16 protein-coding genes are annotated in these 16,989 nt (G+C 67.2%); 8 read left to right on the top strand and 8 right to left on the bottom strand.

The features are described 5' to 3' along the window. Positions 1 to 85: 85 nt before the first annotated feature. From lptB to kdsD, 5 genes are read right to left on the bottom strand one after another with little or no spacing between them, the layout of a single operon-like run. Complete coding sequence (gene lptB / locus AC3AP7_RS14450) at positions 86 to 853, bottom strand: LPS export ABC transporter ATP-binding protein (protein WP_475767918.1); 768 nt, start codon at positions 851 to 853, stop codon at positions 86 to 88. Between the two features lie 23 nt (positions 854 to 876). Continuing rightward, positions 877 to 1,548: a lipopolysaccharide transport periplasmic protein LptA gene (gene lptA / locus AC3AP7_RS14445; protein WP_475761823.1), complete on the bottom strand. Its 672-nt coding sequence runs from the start codon at positions 1,546 to 1,548 to the stop codon at positions 877 to 879. Positions 1,549 to 1,581: 33 nt separating this feature from the next. Further along, positions 1,582 to 2,181: an LPS export ABC transporter periplasmic protein LptC gene (gene lptC, locus AC3AP7_RS14440; RefSeq protein WP_475761825.1), complete on the bottom strand. Its 600-nt coding sequence runs from the start codon at positions 2,179 to 2,181 to the stop codon at positions 1,582 to 1,584. Then, the gene (locus AC3AP7_RS14435; protein ID WP_475761827.1) at positions 2,178 to 2,741 is read right to left on the bottom strand and encodes a KdsC family phosphatase; all 564 of its coding nucleotides are present in this window, start codon (positions 2,739 to 2,741) and stop codon (positions 2,178 to 2,180) included. Before AC3AP7_RS14435 ends, lptC begins: the two co-directional genes overlap by 4 nt. Beyond that, positions 2,741 to 3,724, bottom strand: coding sequence for an arabinose 5-phosphate isomerase KdsD (kdsD, locus tag AC3AP7_RS14430; RefSeq protein ID WP_475761829.1), 984 nt, complete (start codon positions 3,722 to 3,724; stop codon positions 2,741 to 2,743). Before kdsD ends, AC3AP7_RS14435 begins: the two co-directional genes overlap by 1 nt. A gap of 135 nt (positions 3,725 to 3,859) precedes the next feature. Here kdsD and AC3AP7_RS14425 point away from each other — a divergent pair, with 135 nt between their 5' ends. From AC3AP7_RS14425 to purU, 5 genes are all read left to right on the top strand, one after another. Beyond that, positions 3,860 to 5,860, top strand: a complete 2,001-nt coding sequence (locus tag AC3AP7_RS14425; RefSeq protein WP_475761831.1) for a monovalent cation:proton antiporter family protein — start codon at positions 3,860 to 3,862, stop codon at positions 5,858 to 5,860. A 95-nt stretch (positions 5,861 to 5,955) separates the two neighbouring features. Further along, entirely contained in the window at positions 5,956 to 6,522 is a 567-nt protein-coding gene (locus AC3AP7_RS14420) for an adenine phosphoribosyltransferase (protein WP_475761834.1), read from the top strand. Between the two features lie 56 nt (positions 6,523 to 6,578). Further along, a complete protein-coding gene (locus AC3AP7_RS14415) occupies positions 6,579 to 7,193 on the top strand; it encodes a LysE family translocator (protein ID WP_475761836.1) in 615 nt (204 codons plus the stop codon). Between the two features lie 24 nt (positions 7,194 to 7,217). After that, entirely contained in the window at positions 7,218 to 8,066 is an 849-nt protein-coding gene (locus AC3AP7_RS14410; protein WP_475761838.1) for an NUDIX hydrolase, read from the top strand. 55 nt (positions 8,067 to 8,121) lie between these two features. Beyond that, on the top strand, positions 8,122 to 8,991 hold the full coding sequence (gene purU / locus AC3AP7_RS14405; RefSeq protein WP_475761840.1) for a formyltetrahydrofolate deformylase: 870 nt from the start codon (positions 8,122 to 8,124) through the stop codon (positions 8,989 to 8,991). A 67-nt stretch (positions 8,992 to 9,058) separates the two neighbouring features. On the opposite strand, the gene AC3AP7_RS14400 is transcribed toward purU, so the two are convergent. Together AC3AP7_RS14400 and uvrA are read right to left on the bottom strand one after the other, a co-directional pair. After that, positions 9,059 to 10,144 carry an AI-2E family transporter gene (locus AC3AP7_RS14400; protein WP_475761842.1) on the bottom strand — a complete coding sequence of 362 codons (1,086 nt, stop codon included), beginning with the start codon at positions 10,142 to 10,144 and terminating at the stop codon, positions 9,059 to 9,061. Between the two features lie 34 nt (positions 10,145 to 10,178). Then, positions 10,179 to 13,055: an excinuclease ABC subunit UvrA gene (gene uvrA, locus AC3AP7_RS14395; protein WP_475761844.1), complete on the bottom strand. Its 2,877-nt coding sequence runs from the start codon at positions 13,053 to 13,055 to the stop codon at positions 10,179 to 10,181. Between the two features lie 265 nt (positions 13,056 to 13,320). On the opposite strand from uvrA, the gene AC3AP7_RS14390 reads away from it, so the two are divergent. After that, entirely contained in the window at positions 13,321 to 14,481 is a 1,161-nt protein-coding gene (locus AC3AP7_RS14390; RefSeq protein ID WP_475761846.1) for an MFS transporter, read from the top strand. 120 nt (positions 14,482 to 14,601) lie between these two features. Next, positions 14,602 to 15,114 (top strand): single-stranded DNA-binding protein, encoded by a 513-nt coding sequence (locus AC3AP7_RS14385; RefSeq protein ID WP_475767920.1) that lies wholly within the window; start codon positions 14,602 to 14,604, stop codon positions 15,112 to 15,114. 62 nt (positions 15,115 to 15,176) lie between these two features. Here the strand turns inward: AC3AP7_RS14385 and AC3AP7_RS14380 are convergent, their stop codons facing one another. After that, on the bottom strand, positions 15,177 to 15,635 hold the full coding sequence (locus tag AC3AP7_RS14380) for an Lrp/AsnC family transcriptional regulator (protein WP_475761849.1): 459 nt from the start codon (positions 15,633 to 15,635) through the stop codon (positions 15,177 to 15,179). 273 nt (positions 15,636 to 15,908) lie between these two features. Here AC3AP7_RS14380 and AC3AP7_RS14375 point away from each other — a divergent pair, with 273 nt between their 5' ends. After that, on the top strand, positions 15,909 to 16,982 hold the full coding sequence (locus AC3AP7_RS14375) for a Leu/Phe/Val dehydrogenase (protein WP_475761851.1): 1,074 nt from the start codon (positions 15,909 to 15,911) through the stop codon (positions 16,980 to 16,982). The last annotated feature ends 7 nt before the right edge of the window (positions 16,983 to 16,989 follow it).

Below are 16,989 nucleotides of genomic sequence, written 5' to 3'. Positions count from 1 at the left end.
CGGGGCGTGGCCCCGCGGTGCGGACGGCCGCGCCGGCGAGGCGGGCGGGGCGCGGCGGCCCGCCGCTTCGCCCGGCGACAACGGCTTACATGCGAAAGTGTTCGCCGAGATAGACGCGGCGCACGTTCTCGTTTTCGATGATCTCGCCCGGCGCGCCGGCGGCGAGCACCGAGCCGTCGCTGATGATGTACGCGTGGTCGCAGATGCCGAGCGTTTCGCGCACGTTGTGGTCCGTGATCAGCACGCCGATATTGCGCTGCTTCAGGAAGCGGACGATCTTCTGGATTTCCAGCACGGCGATCGGGTCGACGCCGGCAAACGGCTCGTCGAGCAGGATGAAGCTCGGATTGGTGGCGAGCGCGCGCGCGATCTCGACGCGGCGGCGCTCGCCGCCCGACAGCGAGAGCGCCGGATTGCCGCGCAGATGGCCGATCTGCAGCTCGTCGAGCAGGGCCTCGGTGCGCGCGGCGAGCGCATCCTTCGCGAGCCGCTTGCCGTTTTCGTCATGCTGCAGTTCGAGCACCGCGCGGATGTTTTCCTCGACGCTCAGCTTGCGGAACACCGACGCTTCCTGCGGCAGATAGGACAGCCCGAGCGATGCGCGCTTGTGGATCGGCAGCAGGCTGATCGACTTGCCGTCGAGCACGATTTCGCCGGCATCGAGCGGCACAAGGCCGACGATCATGTAGAACGACGTGGTCTTGCCGGCGCCGTTCGGGCCGAGCAGGCCGACCACTTCGCCGCTTTTGACGTCGAGCGAAACGTCCTTGACGACGGTACGCGAACCGTAGCGCTTTTTCAGGTTGCGCACCACGAGCGAGCTGCTGGTGCCCGCCGGATTGCGCGGCGACAGGGGCGGCGGATTGGCGGCGGCGTTCACGGGCTCGGCGCTCCCTTCAGCGAGGTGGACGGCGCGAGCGCGGCCGGCCCGCCGGACAGCGGCGCGGCGCCGCCGGTGCGCGGCGAGAGCATCGCGCGCACGCGGCCGTGCGGGTTGCCGGGGCCGGCGACATCCTTGCCCGACTTCGCCGTATAGAAATCGTTCTGGCCGTCGTACGTGATCACGCTGCCGTGAACGGTGTCGAGGATCGTCGACAGCCCCTGCAGGCGGTTGACGGTGGCGTCCGTGGTGAGCGTCGTGAAGTCGCGCTTGCCGTCGTAGTCGATGCGCACCGCGGTGCCCTCGACGTATTCGTCCACGCCCTCGCGCTTCTGCCGGAAGTACGACAGGCGGCCGTCGCTCGACGTGCCGGTCGCGTACTGGTAGCCCTGCGGATCCTGGCGGACTTCGACGCGGTCCGCCTTGATCACGATCGTACCCTTGGTGGCGACGACGTGGCCGGTGAAGATCGTCACCTGCTTCAGATCGTCGTATGTCATGTTGTCCGCCTCGATGTTCAGCGGCTTGTCCTTGTCGGCGCGCTCGGCGTGCGCCAGCGGCGCGAAGCCGGCGAGCGGCAACGCGACCAGCAGCGCGGCCAGTGCGGCGCGCCACGCGGCGCGCAGGCGCGCGCGGCCGGTTTCAAAACGGGGGAACGATTCGTTCATGCGGTCACGCTGGTTGGGATTACCCGGGTCGACTCACGAGCCACCGGACGCGTCGGACGCGGCGATTGCGCCGCGGACATTGCCGAAGAGCTGCATGACCCGGGTGACGTTGTTGTAGTTCATGCCGTCGGCGGTCATGATGGACAGGCCGCGCTGAAGTTTAACCGGCTTTTCGGTCTCGATCACATCGTCGTTCACGAGCACCCGGAAATGGGTCGAATCGGCCTGCATGCGTGGGTCGCCGTCGCCGGCCGCGCGAACGATGCGCGCGTTGCCGTACAGATCGACGATCGACGCGTCGCCGTTCACCGTGCCGGTGTCGCCGGTGGCCGTGACCACCGGCCTGCCGGGCTGGAACGCGCGGATCGCCGGTTTCACGAGGTCGCTGAGCGCGTTGTCCTCGTAATGGGTGAGGCGCTCGGCGGTGAGCCGGTACTGCGTCGCGCCGGATTCGTCGAGTTCGGTCACCGAGAGGTCGTCGGCGAAATAGTCGGGCGTGTGCGCCTTCGGCTTGATTTCTCCCTCGTGCGGCGGCGGGCGGGTCGCCTGCAGCAGCCACCACGTGATGCCCGCGAGCGCGGCCATCGCGATGAGCGGGATCAGCGAAGTCAGGCTCAGGCGGAACTGGTTCATCCGACGAGGCCCCGCGGCGCTTCGCCGCTGCACGCCGCCGCGAGCAGCGCGTCGTAGCGGTTCTGCGCGCGCAGCAGCGCGTCGCAGACTTCGCGGACCGCACCGTGGCCGCCGCGCGCCTCGCTGACCCAGTGCGCGCGGGCGATGACCTCGGGGTGCGAGTTGGCCGGCGCGGCGGCGAAGCCGACCTTCAGCATCACCGCGAGATCGACCCAGTCGTCGCCCATGTAGCCGCAGTCTTCCGGGGCGAGGCCGGTCTTCGCGAGCAGGTCGGCCAGGGCTTCCGGCTTGTTCTCGACGCCCTGGTACAGGTGCGTGACCTTCAGTTCGCGCGCGCGCACCGCGACGATGCCCGACTGGCGCCCGGTGATGATCGCCGTGTCGATGCCGGCGAGGCGCAGCAGTTTTGCGCCGTGGCCGTCCATCGAATTGAAGGCTTTCATCGTGTCGCCTTCGGCCGTGAACAGCAGCCCGCCGTCGGTCAGCACGCCGTCGACGTCGAAAATCATCAGCTTCACGCGCCGGGCGCGGTCGGTGGCGGTTAGGGGCGCAGCGGCCATCAGATCACCTTCTTCGAGAACAGGTCGTGCATGTTGAGCGCGCCGATCAGCTTGCCTTGCGCGTCGACGACCAGCATCTGATTGATCCGGTGGCGCTCCATCAGTTCCACCGCCTCGACGGCGAGCTGGTCGGGGCCGATCGTGCGCGGACCGTGCGTCATCACGTCGGCGATCGGCAGCGCGCGGAAGTCGCCGGTGCGCTCGAGCACGCGGCGCAGGTCGCCGTCGGTGAAGATGCCCATCACGCGCTGCGCGGTGTCGACGATCGCGGTCATGCCCATCCGTTTGGCCGTAAGCTGGAACAGCGCGTCGCGCACGGTGGCTTCGGGCGCGACCATCGGCACCTGGTCGCCGGTGCGCATCACGTCGCGCACGTAGGTGAGCAGCCGGCGGCCGAGCGCGCCGCCCGGGTGCGAGCGCGCGAAGTCGTCGGGGCCGAAGCCGCGCGCGTCGAGCACGGCCACCGCGAGCGCGTCGCCGAGCGCGAGCGCGGCGGTGGTGCTGGCGGTCGGGGCCAGATTCATCGGGCAGGCTTCTTTCGCCACGCCGGCGTTCAGATGCACGTCCGCGAGCCGCGCGAGGCTCGACGCCGGCTTGCCGGTGATCGCGATCAGCCGCGCGCCGAGCCGCTTGATGAGGGGCAGGATCGCGATCAGCTCGTCGGATTCGCCGGAGTTGGAGAGCGCGACGAACACGTCGTCCGCGGTGACCATGCCGAGGTCGCCGTGGCTCGCTTCGGCCGGATGCACGAAAAACGCGGGCGTGCCGGTGCTCGCGAACGTTGCCGCCAGCTTGCGCGCCACATGGCCGGATTTGCCGATACCGGAGACGACGACGCGTCCGCGGCAGCTCAGGATGAAATCGATTGCCTCGACGAAGTCGTCGTCGAGCTGATGTTGCAGCGCGCGTACCGCGTCCGCTTCGATGTCGAGCACGTTCCGGGCCAGCGCGAGCGCCCGGTCGCCATTGATTTTCGCTATCATGCGCGGAGTATAGCAAAGGCGTGTGTTCGCCGCGCCGGGCCGCGCGTGCCCGGCCGCCGCTTTCTTCGGCCCTTCAGCCTTGTCGCACGGCGGTTTGCGTGTGACGGTATCGACGACGAACCGGGACGCTTTCGGATGATTTCCCCGCTCGAAATGACGCTGTTTTTGCTGCTGGCCTCAGTGGTGGGCGTCGTTGTTTTCCGTTATCTCAATTTACCGCCGATGCTCGGCTATCTGACCGTCGGCATCGTCGTCGGGCCGCATGCGCTGGGCATCGTGCCGGACACCGGCGGCGCGCAGAATCTCGCCGAGTTCGGCGTCGTGTTCCTGATGTTTTCGATCGGGCTCGAGTTTTCGCTCGCCAAGCTGCGCACGATGCGCCGCCTCGTGTTCGGTCTCGGGCTGCTGCAGGTGCTCGGCACGGTCGGCGTCGCGGTGGGGCTCGGTTTCGTGCTCCAGCGCTGGGTGCACATCACGTGGCAGGGCAGCGTCGCGCTCGGCAGCGCGCTCGCGATGTCGTCGACCGCGATCGTGAGCAAGCTGCTCGCCGAGCGTCTCGAGATCGAGACGGAGCACGGCCGCAACATCTTCGGGGTGCTGCTGTTCCAGGATCTGGCCGTGGTGCCGCTGCTGATCATCATCTCCGCGCTCGGCGGCACGTCGAAGGATCTGATGGTCGCGCTCGGTCTCGCGGCGGTGAAGATCGTCGTCGCGCTCGCGCTGCTTCTGATCGTCGGGCAGCGCTTCATGACGCGCTGGTTCAACGTGGTCGCGCGGCGCCGCTCGCAGGAACTGTTCGTGCTGAACCTGCTGCTCGTGACGCTCGGCGCGGCGTTCGTCACGGACAAGTTCGGGCTGTCGCTCGCGCTCGGCGCGTTCATCGCGGGCATGCTGATCGCCGAGACGCCGTACCGGCATCAGGTGGAGGAGGACATCAAGCCGTTTCGCGACGTGCTGCTCGGGCTCTTCTTCGTGACCACCGGCATGCTGCTGAGCCCGAAGGTGATCTGGACGCACCCGTTCATCGTGCTGGCGTTCCTCGTCGGACCGATCCTGCTGAAAGCGGTGATGATCACCGCGCTTGCACGCCTGTTCGGCGCGGCGCCGGGCGTCGCGATGCGCACCGGGCTCGGGCTCGCGCAGGCGGGCGAGTTCGGCTTCGTGCTGCTGAACCTGATCCGCGACAAGCATCTGGTGGACGCGACGCTGCTGCAGGCGATTCTCGCCGCGATGCTGCTGTCGATGCTTGCCGCGCCGTTCCTGATCCAGAACGCGGACCGGATCGTGCTGCGCCTGTCGTCGAGCGAATGGATGATGCAGTCGCTGCAGATGACGCGCATCGCGACACAGAGCCTCAAGCAAAGCGGCCATACGATCATTTGCGGCTATGGCCGCTCCGGCCAGAACCTCGCGCGCATGCTGGAACAGGAGGGCCTGTCGTACGTCGCGCTCGACCTCGACCCGGATCGCGTCGCGGCGGCCGCGGCGGCCGGCGAATCGGTGGTGTTCGGCGACGCGGCGCGGCGCGAGTCGCTGCTCGCGGCGGGCATCCATCGCGCGGCCGCGGTCGCGATCACCTACGCGAACACGCCGTCCGCGCTGCGCGTGCTGCACAACGTGCACGAGCTCGAACCCGCGCTGCCGGCGATCGTGCGCACGGTCGACGATGCCGATCTGGAAAAGCTGCTCGCCGCCGGCGCAACCGAGGTGATCCCGGAGATCGTCGAGGGCAGCCTGATGCTCGCGTCGCACACGCTCGTGCTGATGGGCGTGCCGATGCGCCGCGTCGTGCGGCGCGTCGAGGAGATGCGCGACGCGCGGTATAGTCTGCTGCGCGGCTACTTTCACGGCGCCGACGACATCGGCGACGACGACAGTCACGAGCAGGTGCGACTACAATCGGTGCCGGTCGACGAAAACGCGGACGCGGTGGGCCGCACGCTCTCCGAAGTGGGGCTGTTCGAGATCGGCGTCGAGGTGACGGCGATCCGCCGCCACGGCATCCGCGGCGTCGAGCCGGATCCGTCGACACGGCTGCGCGCAAGCGACATCGTCGTGCTGCGCGGCCTGCCCGAAGCGCTGGCTACCGCCGAGGAGCGCCTGTCCCGGCATCGCCGGGGCGGCGCGGCGGCCTGACGGGCGGCGCCGCGCGCGGCGCCGTGCTCGCCGCGGCGGCCGCGTTCGAGATTTCAGCCCTTTTTCCGGATCCCACGGATCCGCCGGGAGTCATCATGTCCAATGCGCTTTCGGGCGCGCCGCTCGACGCGGCCGGTTACATCCACAGCCAGATCCGCACGGTGCCGGACTGGCCGCAGCCGGGCGTGCAGTTTCGCGACATCACGCCGCTGCTGCAGCATCCGAAGACGTTTCGCATCCTGATCGACCTGTTCGTGCACCGCTACCTCGACGCGAAGCTCGACTATATCGCCGGGCTCGACGCGCGCGGCTTCATCATCGGGCCGGTGCTCGCGTATGAGCTGAACATCGGCTTCATCCCGATCCGCAAGCAGGGCAAGCTGCCGTACCGGACCGAGGCGCAGTCGTACGAACTGGAGTACGGCAACGCGACGGTCGAGATTCACGCGGACGCCTGTTCGGCCGGCGACCGCATCGTGATCGTCGACGATCTGATCGCGACCGGCGGCACGATGATGGCCGGCAAGAACCTGCTCGACCGGCTCGGCGCCGTGGTGGTCGAGGGCGCGGCGATCATCGACCTGCCGGAGCTCGGCGGCTCGAAGCTGCTGCGCGCGGCCGGCCTGCCGCTGTTCACGGTGACCGCGTTCAGCGGCCACTGAATCGCGCCCGGCGCGCCTGCACGCCGGTTCCTGCTCCTTGCGACGCGCACGTCATCATGCCCAATTTCGCGCTGTTTCTTGCCACCTCGGTGGCGATCACGCTGGCCCCCGGCCCCGACAACCTGCAGGTGCTCGCGCGCGGCATTGCCCAGGGCCGCGCCGCCGGGCTCGTGGCGGCGCTCGGGTTCGCGGCCGGCATCACGTTCCATACGACGCTCGCCGCGCTCGGCGTGGCGGCCGTGCTGCGTTCCTCGCCGCTCGCGTTCCAGTGCATCAGGTATGCGGGCGCCGTGTACCTGATCTGGATCGGCATCAAGGCGCTGCGCAGCAACGGTCTCGCGACCGCGCACGCGCGCGCGGCGCAGCCGCTGCGCACGGTGTTTCGCCAGAGCGTGCTGGGCAACATGATGAACCCGAAGGTCACGCTGTTCTTTCTCGTGTTCCTGCCGCAGTTCGTCGAGCCGCACGGCATGCAGAACGTCACGCTGCAGATGCTCGAACTCGGGCTGCTGTTCATGCTGCAGACGGTTGTCGTGTTTTCGCTGTTCGGCGTCTGCGCGGGCGCGATCGGCGAGTGGCTGAAGCGCCGTCCGCGCGTCGGCGTCTGGCTCGACCGGCTGGCGGGTGCGACGTTCATTGCGATCGGCATCCGCGTCGCGCTGCGCGACTAGACACCGCGCTTGGAGGCTGCCCCGATGACCTTGCCTTGCATCACTGCCGCGCGCCGCTTCGAGGCGCGCGCCCACCGGCCCTTCGTGATCGGCGCCGAGCCGGTCGGCTGGATCCGCGCGGCGGACGTGCCGCTGCTCGCGCGCTGGCCGGACGTATTCGCGATCGATGCGGCCGGCGTCACGCTGTCGCCGCGCTTCGACACGCTCGATGCGCGCAGCGCGGCGCTCGGCGCGGTCATCGGCGCGCTGGCCGCCGACGGGCGGATTCCCGGCTGGCGCGACGAGACGTACGCGATCCGCAATGCGTTCGACGTGGCGCCGCTCGCCTATATCGAGCGCGCGGCGTCGCGCTTCTTCGGCACGATGACCTACGCGGTGCATCTGAACGGCGTCGTAGAATACGCGGATCGCGCACCGCTGCTGTGGATCGCGCGCCGCAGCCCGACCAAGGCGACCGATCCCGGCATGCTCGACAACGTGGTCGCGGGCGGCATCGGCTGGGGTTTCGGCATCGCGGAGACGATCGTCAAGGAGTGCTGGGAAGAGGCCGGCATCCCCGCGCCGATCGCGTCGCGCGCGACGCCCGGGCGGACCGTGCACGTGCTGCAGTCGCTGCCGGAAGGCACGCAGGCCGAGCAGATCTTCGTCTACGATCTCGCGCTGCCTGCCGATTTCGCGCCGTGCAATCAGGACGGCGAAGTGGGCGAGCACCGGCTCGCGCGCATCGACGAAGTGGCGAACTGGATCGAGGAGAATGCGCTGACGGTCGACGCAAGCCTCGCGACGCTCGACTGCCTGCTGCGCCGGCGCTGGATCGATCCGCAGGCCTGCGAAGGCATCGATGCGCTGTTTGCGCCGCCGCAGCCGGGCTGAAGCGCTGCGCATCCCATTTCGGAATTTCGGACTGTAGAAGGGAGTCACCCAGGTCATGTCGACCGATCACAGCTTTATTCTCAAACTGTCGTGCGCCGACCGGCCCGGCATCGTCCATGCGGTCTCGGGCTTCCTGTACGAGCGGGGCAGCAACATTCTCGATTCCGCGCAGTTCGGCGACAGCCGCACCGGCGAATTCTTCATGCGCGTGCACTTCCAGCAGGTGGGCGGCGATCCGGGACTCGACGCGCTGCGCGCGTCGTTCGCGGCGCTTGCCGACGAGTTCGGCATGCGCTGGGAGATGCACGACGCGAACGTGAAGCCGCGCGTCGTCATCATGGTGTCGAAGATCGGCCACTGCCTGAACGACCTGCTGTTCCGCTATCGCACCGGTCAGCTCGCGATCGAGATTCCGGCGATCATCTCGAATCACAAGGACTTCTATCAGCTTGCCGCGAGCTACGACATTCCGTTCCACCATTTTCCGCTGCTGGCCGGTACGCCGGATGCGAAAGCGGCCCAGGAAGCGCGCGTGCTCGAAGTGATCGCCGATCACCAGGCGGATCTGGTGGTGCTGGCGCGCTACATGCAGATTCTGTCGCCGCAGTTGTGCGAGCGCCTCGCGGGCCGCGCGATCAACATCCACCATTCGTTCCTGCCGAGCTTCAAGGGCGCGAAGCCGTACTATCAGGCGTTCGATCGCGGCGTGAAGCTGATTGGCGCGACCGCGCACTACGTCACGACGGATCTCGACGAAGGGCCGATCATCGAGCAGGAAGTGGAGCGCGTCGACCACAGCATGACGCCGGATCAACTGACCGCGATCGGCCGCGACGTCGAGTGCGTGACGCTCGCGCGCGCGGTGAAATGGCACGTCGAGCATCGCGTCGTGCTGAACGGCAGCAAGACGGTGGTGTTCCGCTAGCCCGCGGGCGCGTATGCGTATGCGTGCGCGTATGCGTGCGCTTATGCGTGTGTGGGCCCGGTCGGGCTCACACCAGCCGCAGATAGATCAGTTCGCGCTTGATGTACGCGTAGAAAATCGGCGCGGCGATCACCCCCTGGAGGCCGAACGCGGCCTCCATCACGAGCATGGCGATCAGCAGCTCCCACGCGCGCGCCTCGATCTGTCCGCCGATGATCCGCGCGTTCAGGAAGTATTCGAGCTTGTGGATCAGGATCAGGAACGCGAGCGACATCGCGGCGGCCGGAAAGCTCACCGACAGCGCCACTGCGACGATGATCGTGTTCGAGATCAGATTGCCGATCACCGGCAGCAGGCCGACGATGAAGGTAATCAGCACCAGCGTCTTGGCAAGCGGCAGCCGGTCGTGAAAGAGCGGCAGGAACACCAGCAGGAACAGGCCGGTGAACACCGCGTTGAGCGCCGAAATCTTGACCTGCGCAAACACGATGCGGCGAAACGCGTCCGAGAAGCGGGCCACGCGGCTGACGAACGCCGTCGACAGCGGCAGCCGCTGCGATTGCCGCTGCGCGCCGATGGCGACGATCGCGCCGATGATCATGCCGATCACAATGTGCGTGAACATGCGCGCGATGTTCTTGCCGCCTTGCTGCAGCATTCCCGCATGCGTCTGCATCAGCTGAGCGGCGCGCGCCTTCATCTGGTCGGCGTCGACCGGCAGGTAGTTGGCGACGAACTGCGGGATCCGGTCGCGTGCCTCGTCGATCAGCTGCATCGCCTGGTTGAGCAGCTTCTGCACGTCCGGCACGTCGCCCTCGAAGTGGTCGATCAGGCCGATCACGAGGCCGGTCAGCGCGCCGACGATCACCGCCGACAGCAGCACGACCGCCAGCCAGCGAGCCCGCCGGCCCGGCATATGACGCTCGATGCGCGGCGCGATGGTCTGGATCAGCTGATAGACGAGCAGCCCGGCGAGCAGCGCGCCGAGCAGCTTGAGTTGCAGCACGGCCCACATGCCGGCGAGCATCACCACGTAGCTGCCGGTTTCCACCGCGGACAGCTTCGGCAGGCTCATGTCGCTCGTCAGCCTGACCGGGCGCGGGCGCAGGTCCTGCACGGGCTTTTCTTCGGGCGCCTCGTTACGCTGGGTCATCGCGCGTTTCCATTTCCAGACCGCGGGTGCGGCGTTACTGTTGCGCGGCGGCGTCGCGCTTGAGCAGCGGCGCGAGGTACCTGCCGGTAAAACTGGCCTTCGAGCGGGCGACCTGCTCGGGCGTGCCCTGGGCAATGATCTGACCGCCGCCGGCACCGCCTTCCGGACCGAGGTCGATCACCCAGTCGGCGGTTTTGATGACATCCAGATTATGCTCGATGATCACGACCGTGTTGCCCTGATCGCGCAAACGGTGGATGACTTCGAGCAGCAGCGCGATGTCGTGGAAGTGCAGACCGGTGGTCGGCTCGTCGAGAATGTACAGCGTGCGGCCGGTGTCGCGCTTGCTCAGTTCGAGCGACAGCTTCACGCGCTGCGCCTCGCCGCCGGAGAGCGTGGTGGCGGACTGGCCGAGCCGGATGTAGCCGAGCCCGACGTCGAGCAGCGTCTTCAGCTTGCGCGCGACGACCGGCACCGGCCGGAAGAATTCGTGCGCGGCCTCGACGGTCAGCTCCAGCACCTCGCTGATGTTCTTGCCCTTGTACTGCACTTCGAGCGTTTCGCGGTTGTAGCGCTTGCCGTGGCAGACGTCGCACGGCACGTAGACGTCGGGCAGGAAGTGCATTTCCACCTTCAGCATGCCGTCGCCCTGGCAGGCTTCGCAGCGCCCGCCCTTCACGTTGAACGAGAAGCGGCCTGGATCGTAGCCGCGCTCGCGCGCGGCCGGCACGCCGGCGAACAGCTCGCGGATCGGCGTGAACACGCCGGTGTAGGTGGCCGGATTCGAGCGCGGCGTGCGGCCGATCGGCGACTGGTCGACGTTGATCACCTTGTCGAAGTGATCGAGGCCTTCGATCGCCTCGAACGGCGCGGGCTCCGCCGACGAACCGTACAGATGGCGCGCGACCGCATGGTAGAGCGTGTCGTTGATCAGCGTGGACTTGCCCGAGCCCGACACGCCCGTCACGCAGGTGAGCAGCCCGACCGGCAGGTCGAGCGTGACGCGGCGCAGGTTGTTGCCGTAGGCCTCGACGATCCGCAGGCTGCGCTCGTCCGGGGCCTTGCGCTCGTCCGGGTAGTCGATGCGGCGCGCGCCCGCGAGATACTGGCCGGTGATCGAAGCCGCATCGGCCTCGATCTGCCTCGGCGTGCCTTCGGCGATCACCATGCCGCCGTGCTCGCCCGCGCCGGGGCCCATGTCGACCACGTAGTCGGCCATGCGGATCATGTCCTCGTCGTGCTCGACGACGATCACCGAGTTGCCGAGATCGCGCAGGTGCTTGAGCGTCGAGATGAGCCGGTCGTTGTCGCGCTGGTGCAGGCCGATCGACGGCTCGTCGAGCACGTACATGACGCCGGTGAGCCCCGAGCCGATCTGCGACGCGAGCCGGATGCGCTGCGCTTCGCCGCCCGAGAGCGTCTCCGCGCTGCGTTCGAGCGAAAGATAGTCGAGCCCGACGTTGTTCAGGAACATCAGCCGCGCGACGATCTCCTTGACCACCTTGTCGGCGATCTCGCGTTTTGCGCCTTCCAGACGCAGCGTCTGGAAATAGCCGAGCGCATCGCGCAGCGGCCAGCCGCTGATTTCGAAGATGCCGCGCGCGGCCCCGTCCGCGCCGATGCGCACGAAGCGCGCCTCGCGCCGCAGACGCGTGCCGTCGCAGGCGGGGCAGGGCTGGTTGTTCTGGTACTTCGCGAGCTCCTCGCGCACCGCGACCGAATCGGTCTCGCGATAGCGCCGCTCGAGGTTCGGGATGATGCCTTCGAACACATGCTCGCGCACCGACGCGCGGCCGCGCTCGTTGATGTACGAAAACGGGATCATCTGCTTGCCCGAGCCGTACAGCAGGATCTTGCGGATCTTTTCCGGCAGGTCCTCGAAGGCCTGCTCGACGTCGAATTCGTAGAATGCCGCGAGACTTTGCAGCATCTGGAAGTAGAACTGGTTGCGCCGGTCCCAGCCCTTCACCGCGCCGGCCGCGAGCGACAGCGACGGATGCGCGACGACGCGCTTCGGATCGAAGAACGTGATCTGGCCGAGCCCGTCGCACTCGGGGCACGCCCCCATCGGATTGTTGAACGAGAACAGGCGCGGTTCGAGCTCCTGCAGCGAGTACGAGCAGACCGGGCACGCAAACTTCGAGCTGAACAGATGCTCGCGCTCGCTGTCCATTTCGAGCGCGATCGCGCGGCCGTCGGCGAGCCGCAGCGCGGTTTCGAACGATTCGGCGAGGCGCTGCTTCATGTCGGCGCGCACCTTCAGGCGGTCGACGACGACGTCGATCGAGTGCTTGTCGTTCTTTTTCAGCTTCGGCAGCGTATCGACGTCGTGGATCTGCGCGACGCCTTCATTCGCGGTGCCGCCGCCCGAGCGGACCCGGAAGCGCACGAAACCCTGCGTCTGCATGTCGTCGAACAGTTCCGCGTGCTCGCCCTTGCGGTTCGTGACGACCGGCGCGAGGATCATCAGCTTCGTGTCCTCCGGCAGCGCGAGCGCGGCGTCGACCATCTGCGAGACGCTTTGCGCCTCGAGCGGGATGTCGTGGTCCGGGCAGTAGGGCGTGCCGACCCGCGCGAACAGCAGGCGCAGGTAGTCGTGGATCTCGGTGACGGTGCCGACCGTCGAGCGCGGATTGTGCGACGTGGCCTTCTGCTCGATCGAGATTGCCGGCGACAGGCCTTCGATCAGATCGACGTCGGGCTTTTCCATCAGTTGCAGGAACTGCCGGGCGTACGCGGACAGGCTTTCGACGTAGCGGCGCTGCCCTTCGGCATACAGCGTATCGAACGCGAGCGACGATTTGCCCGACCCGGACAGGCCGGTGATCACGATGAGCTGGTGGCGCGGCAGGTCGAGGTTGACGTTCTTCAGGTTGTGGGTACGGGCCCCACGGATCCGGATGTGTTCCATGAACCTGGCGGAAAGAAGAAGAGGCTAAACCTGCTACTATAACGACTTTTCAAGGCCGCTGTTCCGGCTGCTGGCCATGCACGGCAAGGTGCGTGGCGACGCGCGCCGCAGTGGCCCGGCGCCGCGATGAAGGGCCTTCGAAAGCGACCTTTCAATGTGGCGGCGTGTCGAAACCACGACCCGCCTGTGCCGTCGTGCGGCAGGTGGCCCGTTCATTCAACCCACGCATCCGATGTCCTCCTCTTCGTCCGCAACATCTTCCCGCATGAGCCCGTCCGAAATGCGCGCGACCGCGTCGCTCGCGTCGATCTTCGCGCTGCGCATGCTGGGCCTGTTCATGATCATGCCGGTGTTTTCGGTCTACGCGAAAACGATTCCGGGCGGCGACGACGTATTTCTCGTGGGCGTCGCGCTGGGGGCATACGGCCTTACGCAATCGCTGCTGTACATTTTTTATGGCTGGGTGTCCGACAGGATCGGGCGCAAGCCGGTGATCGCGGCGGGCCTTGCGATCTTCGCGATCGGCAGCTTCGTGGCCGCGGCGGCGCCGAACATCGAGTGGATCATCGTCGGCCGGGTGATCCAGGGGATGGGCGCGGTGTCCTCGGCGGTACTTGCGTTCGTCGCGGACCTGACCGCCGAAGAGCACCGCACGAAGGCCATGGCGATGGTCGGCGGCAGCATCGGCATGTCGTTCGCGGTGGCGATCGTCGGCGCGCCGATCGTGTTCCACTGGGTCGGCATGAGCGGCCTGTTCACGCTGGTGGGCGTGCTGGCGATCGTCGCGATCGGCGTGGTGTTCTGGATCGTGCCGGACGCGCCGCGGCCCACGCATGTGCGCGCGCCGTTCAAGGAGGTGCTGCACAACGTCGAACTGCTGCGTCTGAATTTCGGCGTGCTGGTGCTGCACGCGACGCAGACTGCGCTGTTTCTCGTCGTACCGCGCATTCTCGTGGCGAGCGGCTTGCCGGTCGCCTCGCACTGGAAGGTGTATCTGCCGGTGATGGGGCTGTCGTTTGTGCTGATGGTGCCGGCCATCATCGCGGCGGAAAAGCGCGGCAAGATGAAGGCCGTGCTCGTGAGCGCCGTCGGTCTTATCCTGATCGGCCAGTTGCTGCTGGGCGTCGCACCCCATACCATTCTGAGCGTGGCGGGGATTCTTTTTGTCTACTTCCTCGGCTTCAATATTCTGGAGGCTTCGCAGCCGTCGCTCGTGTCCAAGCTCGCACCGGGCTCGCGCAAGGGTGCGGCCACCGGCGTATACAACACGACCCAGTCGATCGGGCTGGCAATGGGCGGCGTGATCGGCGGCTGGCTGCTGAAAACGAGCGGGGACAGCATCGTGTTTTTCGCGTGCTCGGGGCTGGTGTTCTGCTGGCTTATAATCGCGGCGAACATGAAGCAGCCGCCACTCAGGAAGGCGTAAGACACGCGCAGGCGGCCTGCCGGGACGCAGTCCGGATCCCGGACGTGGCGGCCGCGGCGGCCGTGACAGCGGGGCCGCGTCGTGCTGCGCCGCCCGCACTGGATTGAACAGGAGAAACACATGGCATCCGTGAACAAGGTCATTCTCGTCGGCAATCTTGGCGCCGATCCGGAGGTCCGCTATCTGCCGAGCGGCGACGCTGTGGCGAACATTCGCCTGGCGACGACGGATCGTTACAAGGACAAGGCGTCGGGCGAGATGAAGGAAGCCACCGAATGGCACCGCGTGGCGTTTTTCGGCCGCCTGGCGGAAATCGTCAACGAATACCTGAAGAAAGGCTCGTCCGTCTATATCGAAGGCCGTATCCGTACCCGCAAATGGCAGGCGCAGGACGGCACGGACCGGTACTCCACCGAAATCGTCGCGGACCAGATGCAGATGCTTGGCGGCCGCAGCAGTTCGATGGGCGGCGGCGACGACGGCGGCTACAGCCGCGAACCGGCTGAACGCAGCGGCGGTGCGCGCGCAGCGTCGGGCGGCGGTGCCCCGCGTGGCGGTGGCGGTGCGGCCAGCCGGCCGAGCGCGCCGGCCGGCGGCGGGTTTGATGAGATGGATGACGATATTCCGTTTTAGGCGCCCGCAAGCAGAAGCTGCAAAGAAAAACCCCGCCTCGATGGCGGGGTTTTTCTTTCCTCCTACGGCTCGACCGACACCGCCCGCTTCAGGCAGCGCAGCGCGAAGATCGAGCGGCTGTTCTGGAAGCCCGGAAGCCGATACAGCTTGCGGCGCAGGAACGATTCGTAACCCTCGGTGCCGGCCACGGCGACCTTGATCAGGTAGTCGTATTCGCCGGACACGAGAAACGCCTCGACAACCTCGGGCAGGTCCGCGAGCGCTTCGCCGAAGCGCTCCAGCGTGCGCTCGTCATGTCTGTCGAGCGTCACCTCGATGATGACGGTATCCGGCAGGCCCAGTGCCTTCTGGTTCAGCAACGCGGCGTAGCCTTCGATTACCCCTGCTTCTTCGAGTGCGCGCACCCGGTTCCAGCACGGCGTTGCGGACAAGCCCACGCGTTCTGCGAGTTTCGCGTTGGGTAGTCGGCCTTCGCTGCGTACCGCGCGCAAGATGCGGCGATCAATTGCGTCCAGGTTCATGAGGCGCTCCAGCAGCACGGCGGCAAAAGAATCGTTTTCAGAATCGGGATTTTACAGATAAAGCTTCTGGGAACATGGGGAGAACCCTCCGGCAAAACGGCACAATCCTCCTGCATGGGGCCCCTACACTCTGGCGGTCCGGTCGCGAAGTGCAACTGCAATGGCGCCGCTTCCGACCCGACCCGCATGCCGCCGCGATCCGGAGGCCATGCGGTATTGCGCGCGACCCGCTCGCGCGTCGGCCGAAGCCCCGCCCACAAGGAAGGAATCCAGATGGACCGATTGACCTCCACTGCCGCTGGCACGCTTTTCAACCTGCACGGCGAGTCCGCGCATGAGCGCATCGTGTTAGCGTCCGACGCCGCAACCGGACTGCAGGCCGTTATCGCCGTGTACAGCACCGTGCGCGGTCCCGCATTCGGCGGCTGCCGCTACTGGGAATACGCGTCGGACCATGAAGCCTTCAACGACGCGCTGCGTCTGTCGCACGGTATGGCCTTCAAGAACGCGCTGGCCGATCTGCCGTTCGGCGGCGGCAAGGCCGTGATTCTGCGTCATCCCCGCACCGCCGATCGCGCCGCGCTCTTCGGCGCGTTCGGCAGGCTCGTCGAATCGCTGGGCGGCGTGTATATCACCGCCGAGGACGTCGGCACCACCGCCGACGACATGCGCTCCGTCCAGGCGGCGACGCGCTTCGTCAGCGGCATCCCGCGCGTCGGCGATGCATACGGCGGCAATCCGTCGCCGCGCACGGCCTACGGCGTTTTCGTCGGGCTGTCGGCAGCGGTCGAGGCCGCGCTGGAACGCGCATCGCTCGACGGGTTGTCGGTCGCGGTGCAAGGCCTCGGGTCGGTCGGCTGGGATCTGTGCGAGCGGCTGCATCGGGCGGGTGCGCGGCTGATCGTGTCCGACATCGACGCGGACAAAACGATGCGCGCGCAACAGCAGTTCGGCGCGCAAGTCGTCGACACGCGGCAGATCGCTGGCGTCGAGGCCGACGTATTCGCGCCCTGCGCGCTGGGCGGAGCGATTACCGTCGCCGTGGCCGCACAGTGCCGTTTCCGCGTGATTGCCGGCGGCGCGAACAACCAGTTGCTGTCGCTCGCCGAAGGCGACGCGCTGCACCAGCGCGGCATTTTCTATGCACCGGATTTTCTCGTGAACGCGGGCGGCATCATCAGTTGCGTGCGCGAATATCTGGGCGATGCGCACGAACAGGCGGTGCTCGACGAAGTGGCGAAGATCGGGCCGCGCGTGTTCGAGCTGGCCGAGCGCGTCCGCCTGACCGGCACCGCACCCGCGCGCGCCGCGGTGGCGTGGGCGCGGGAGAAAATGGTGGCTGGCTGACGCGCGT

The sequence above is a fragment of the Paraburkholderia sp. PAMB 6770 genome, assembly GCF_057748135.1.
The sequence above is the reverse complement of the archived record's forward strand: the minus strand, read 5'-3'. Positions and strand labels throughout refer to the sequence as shown.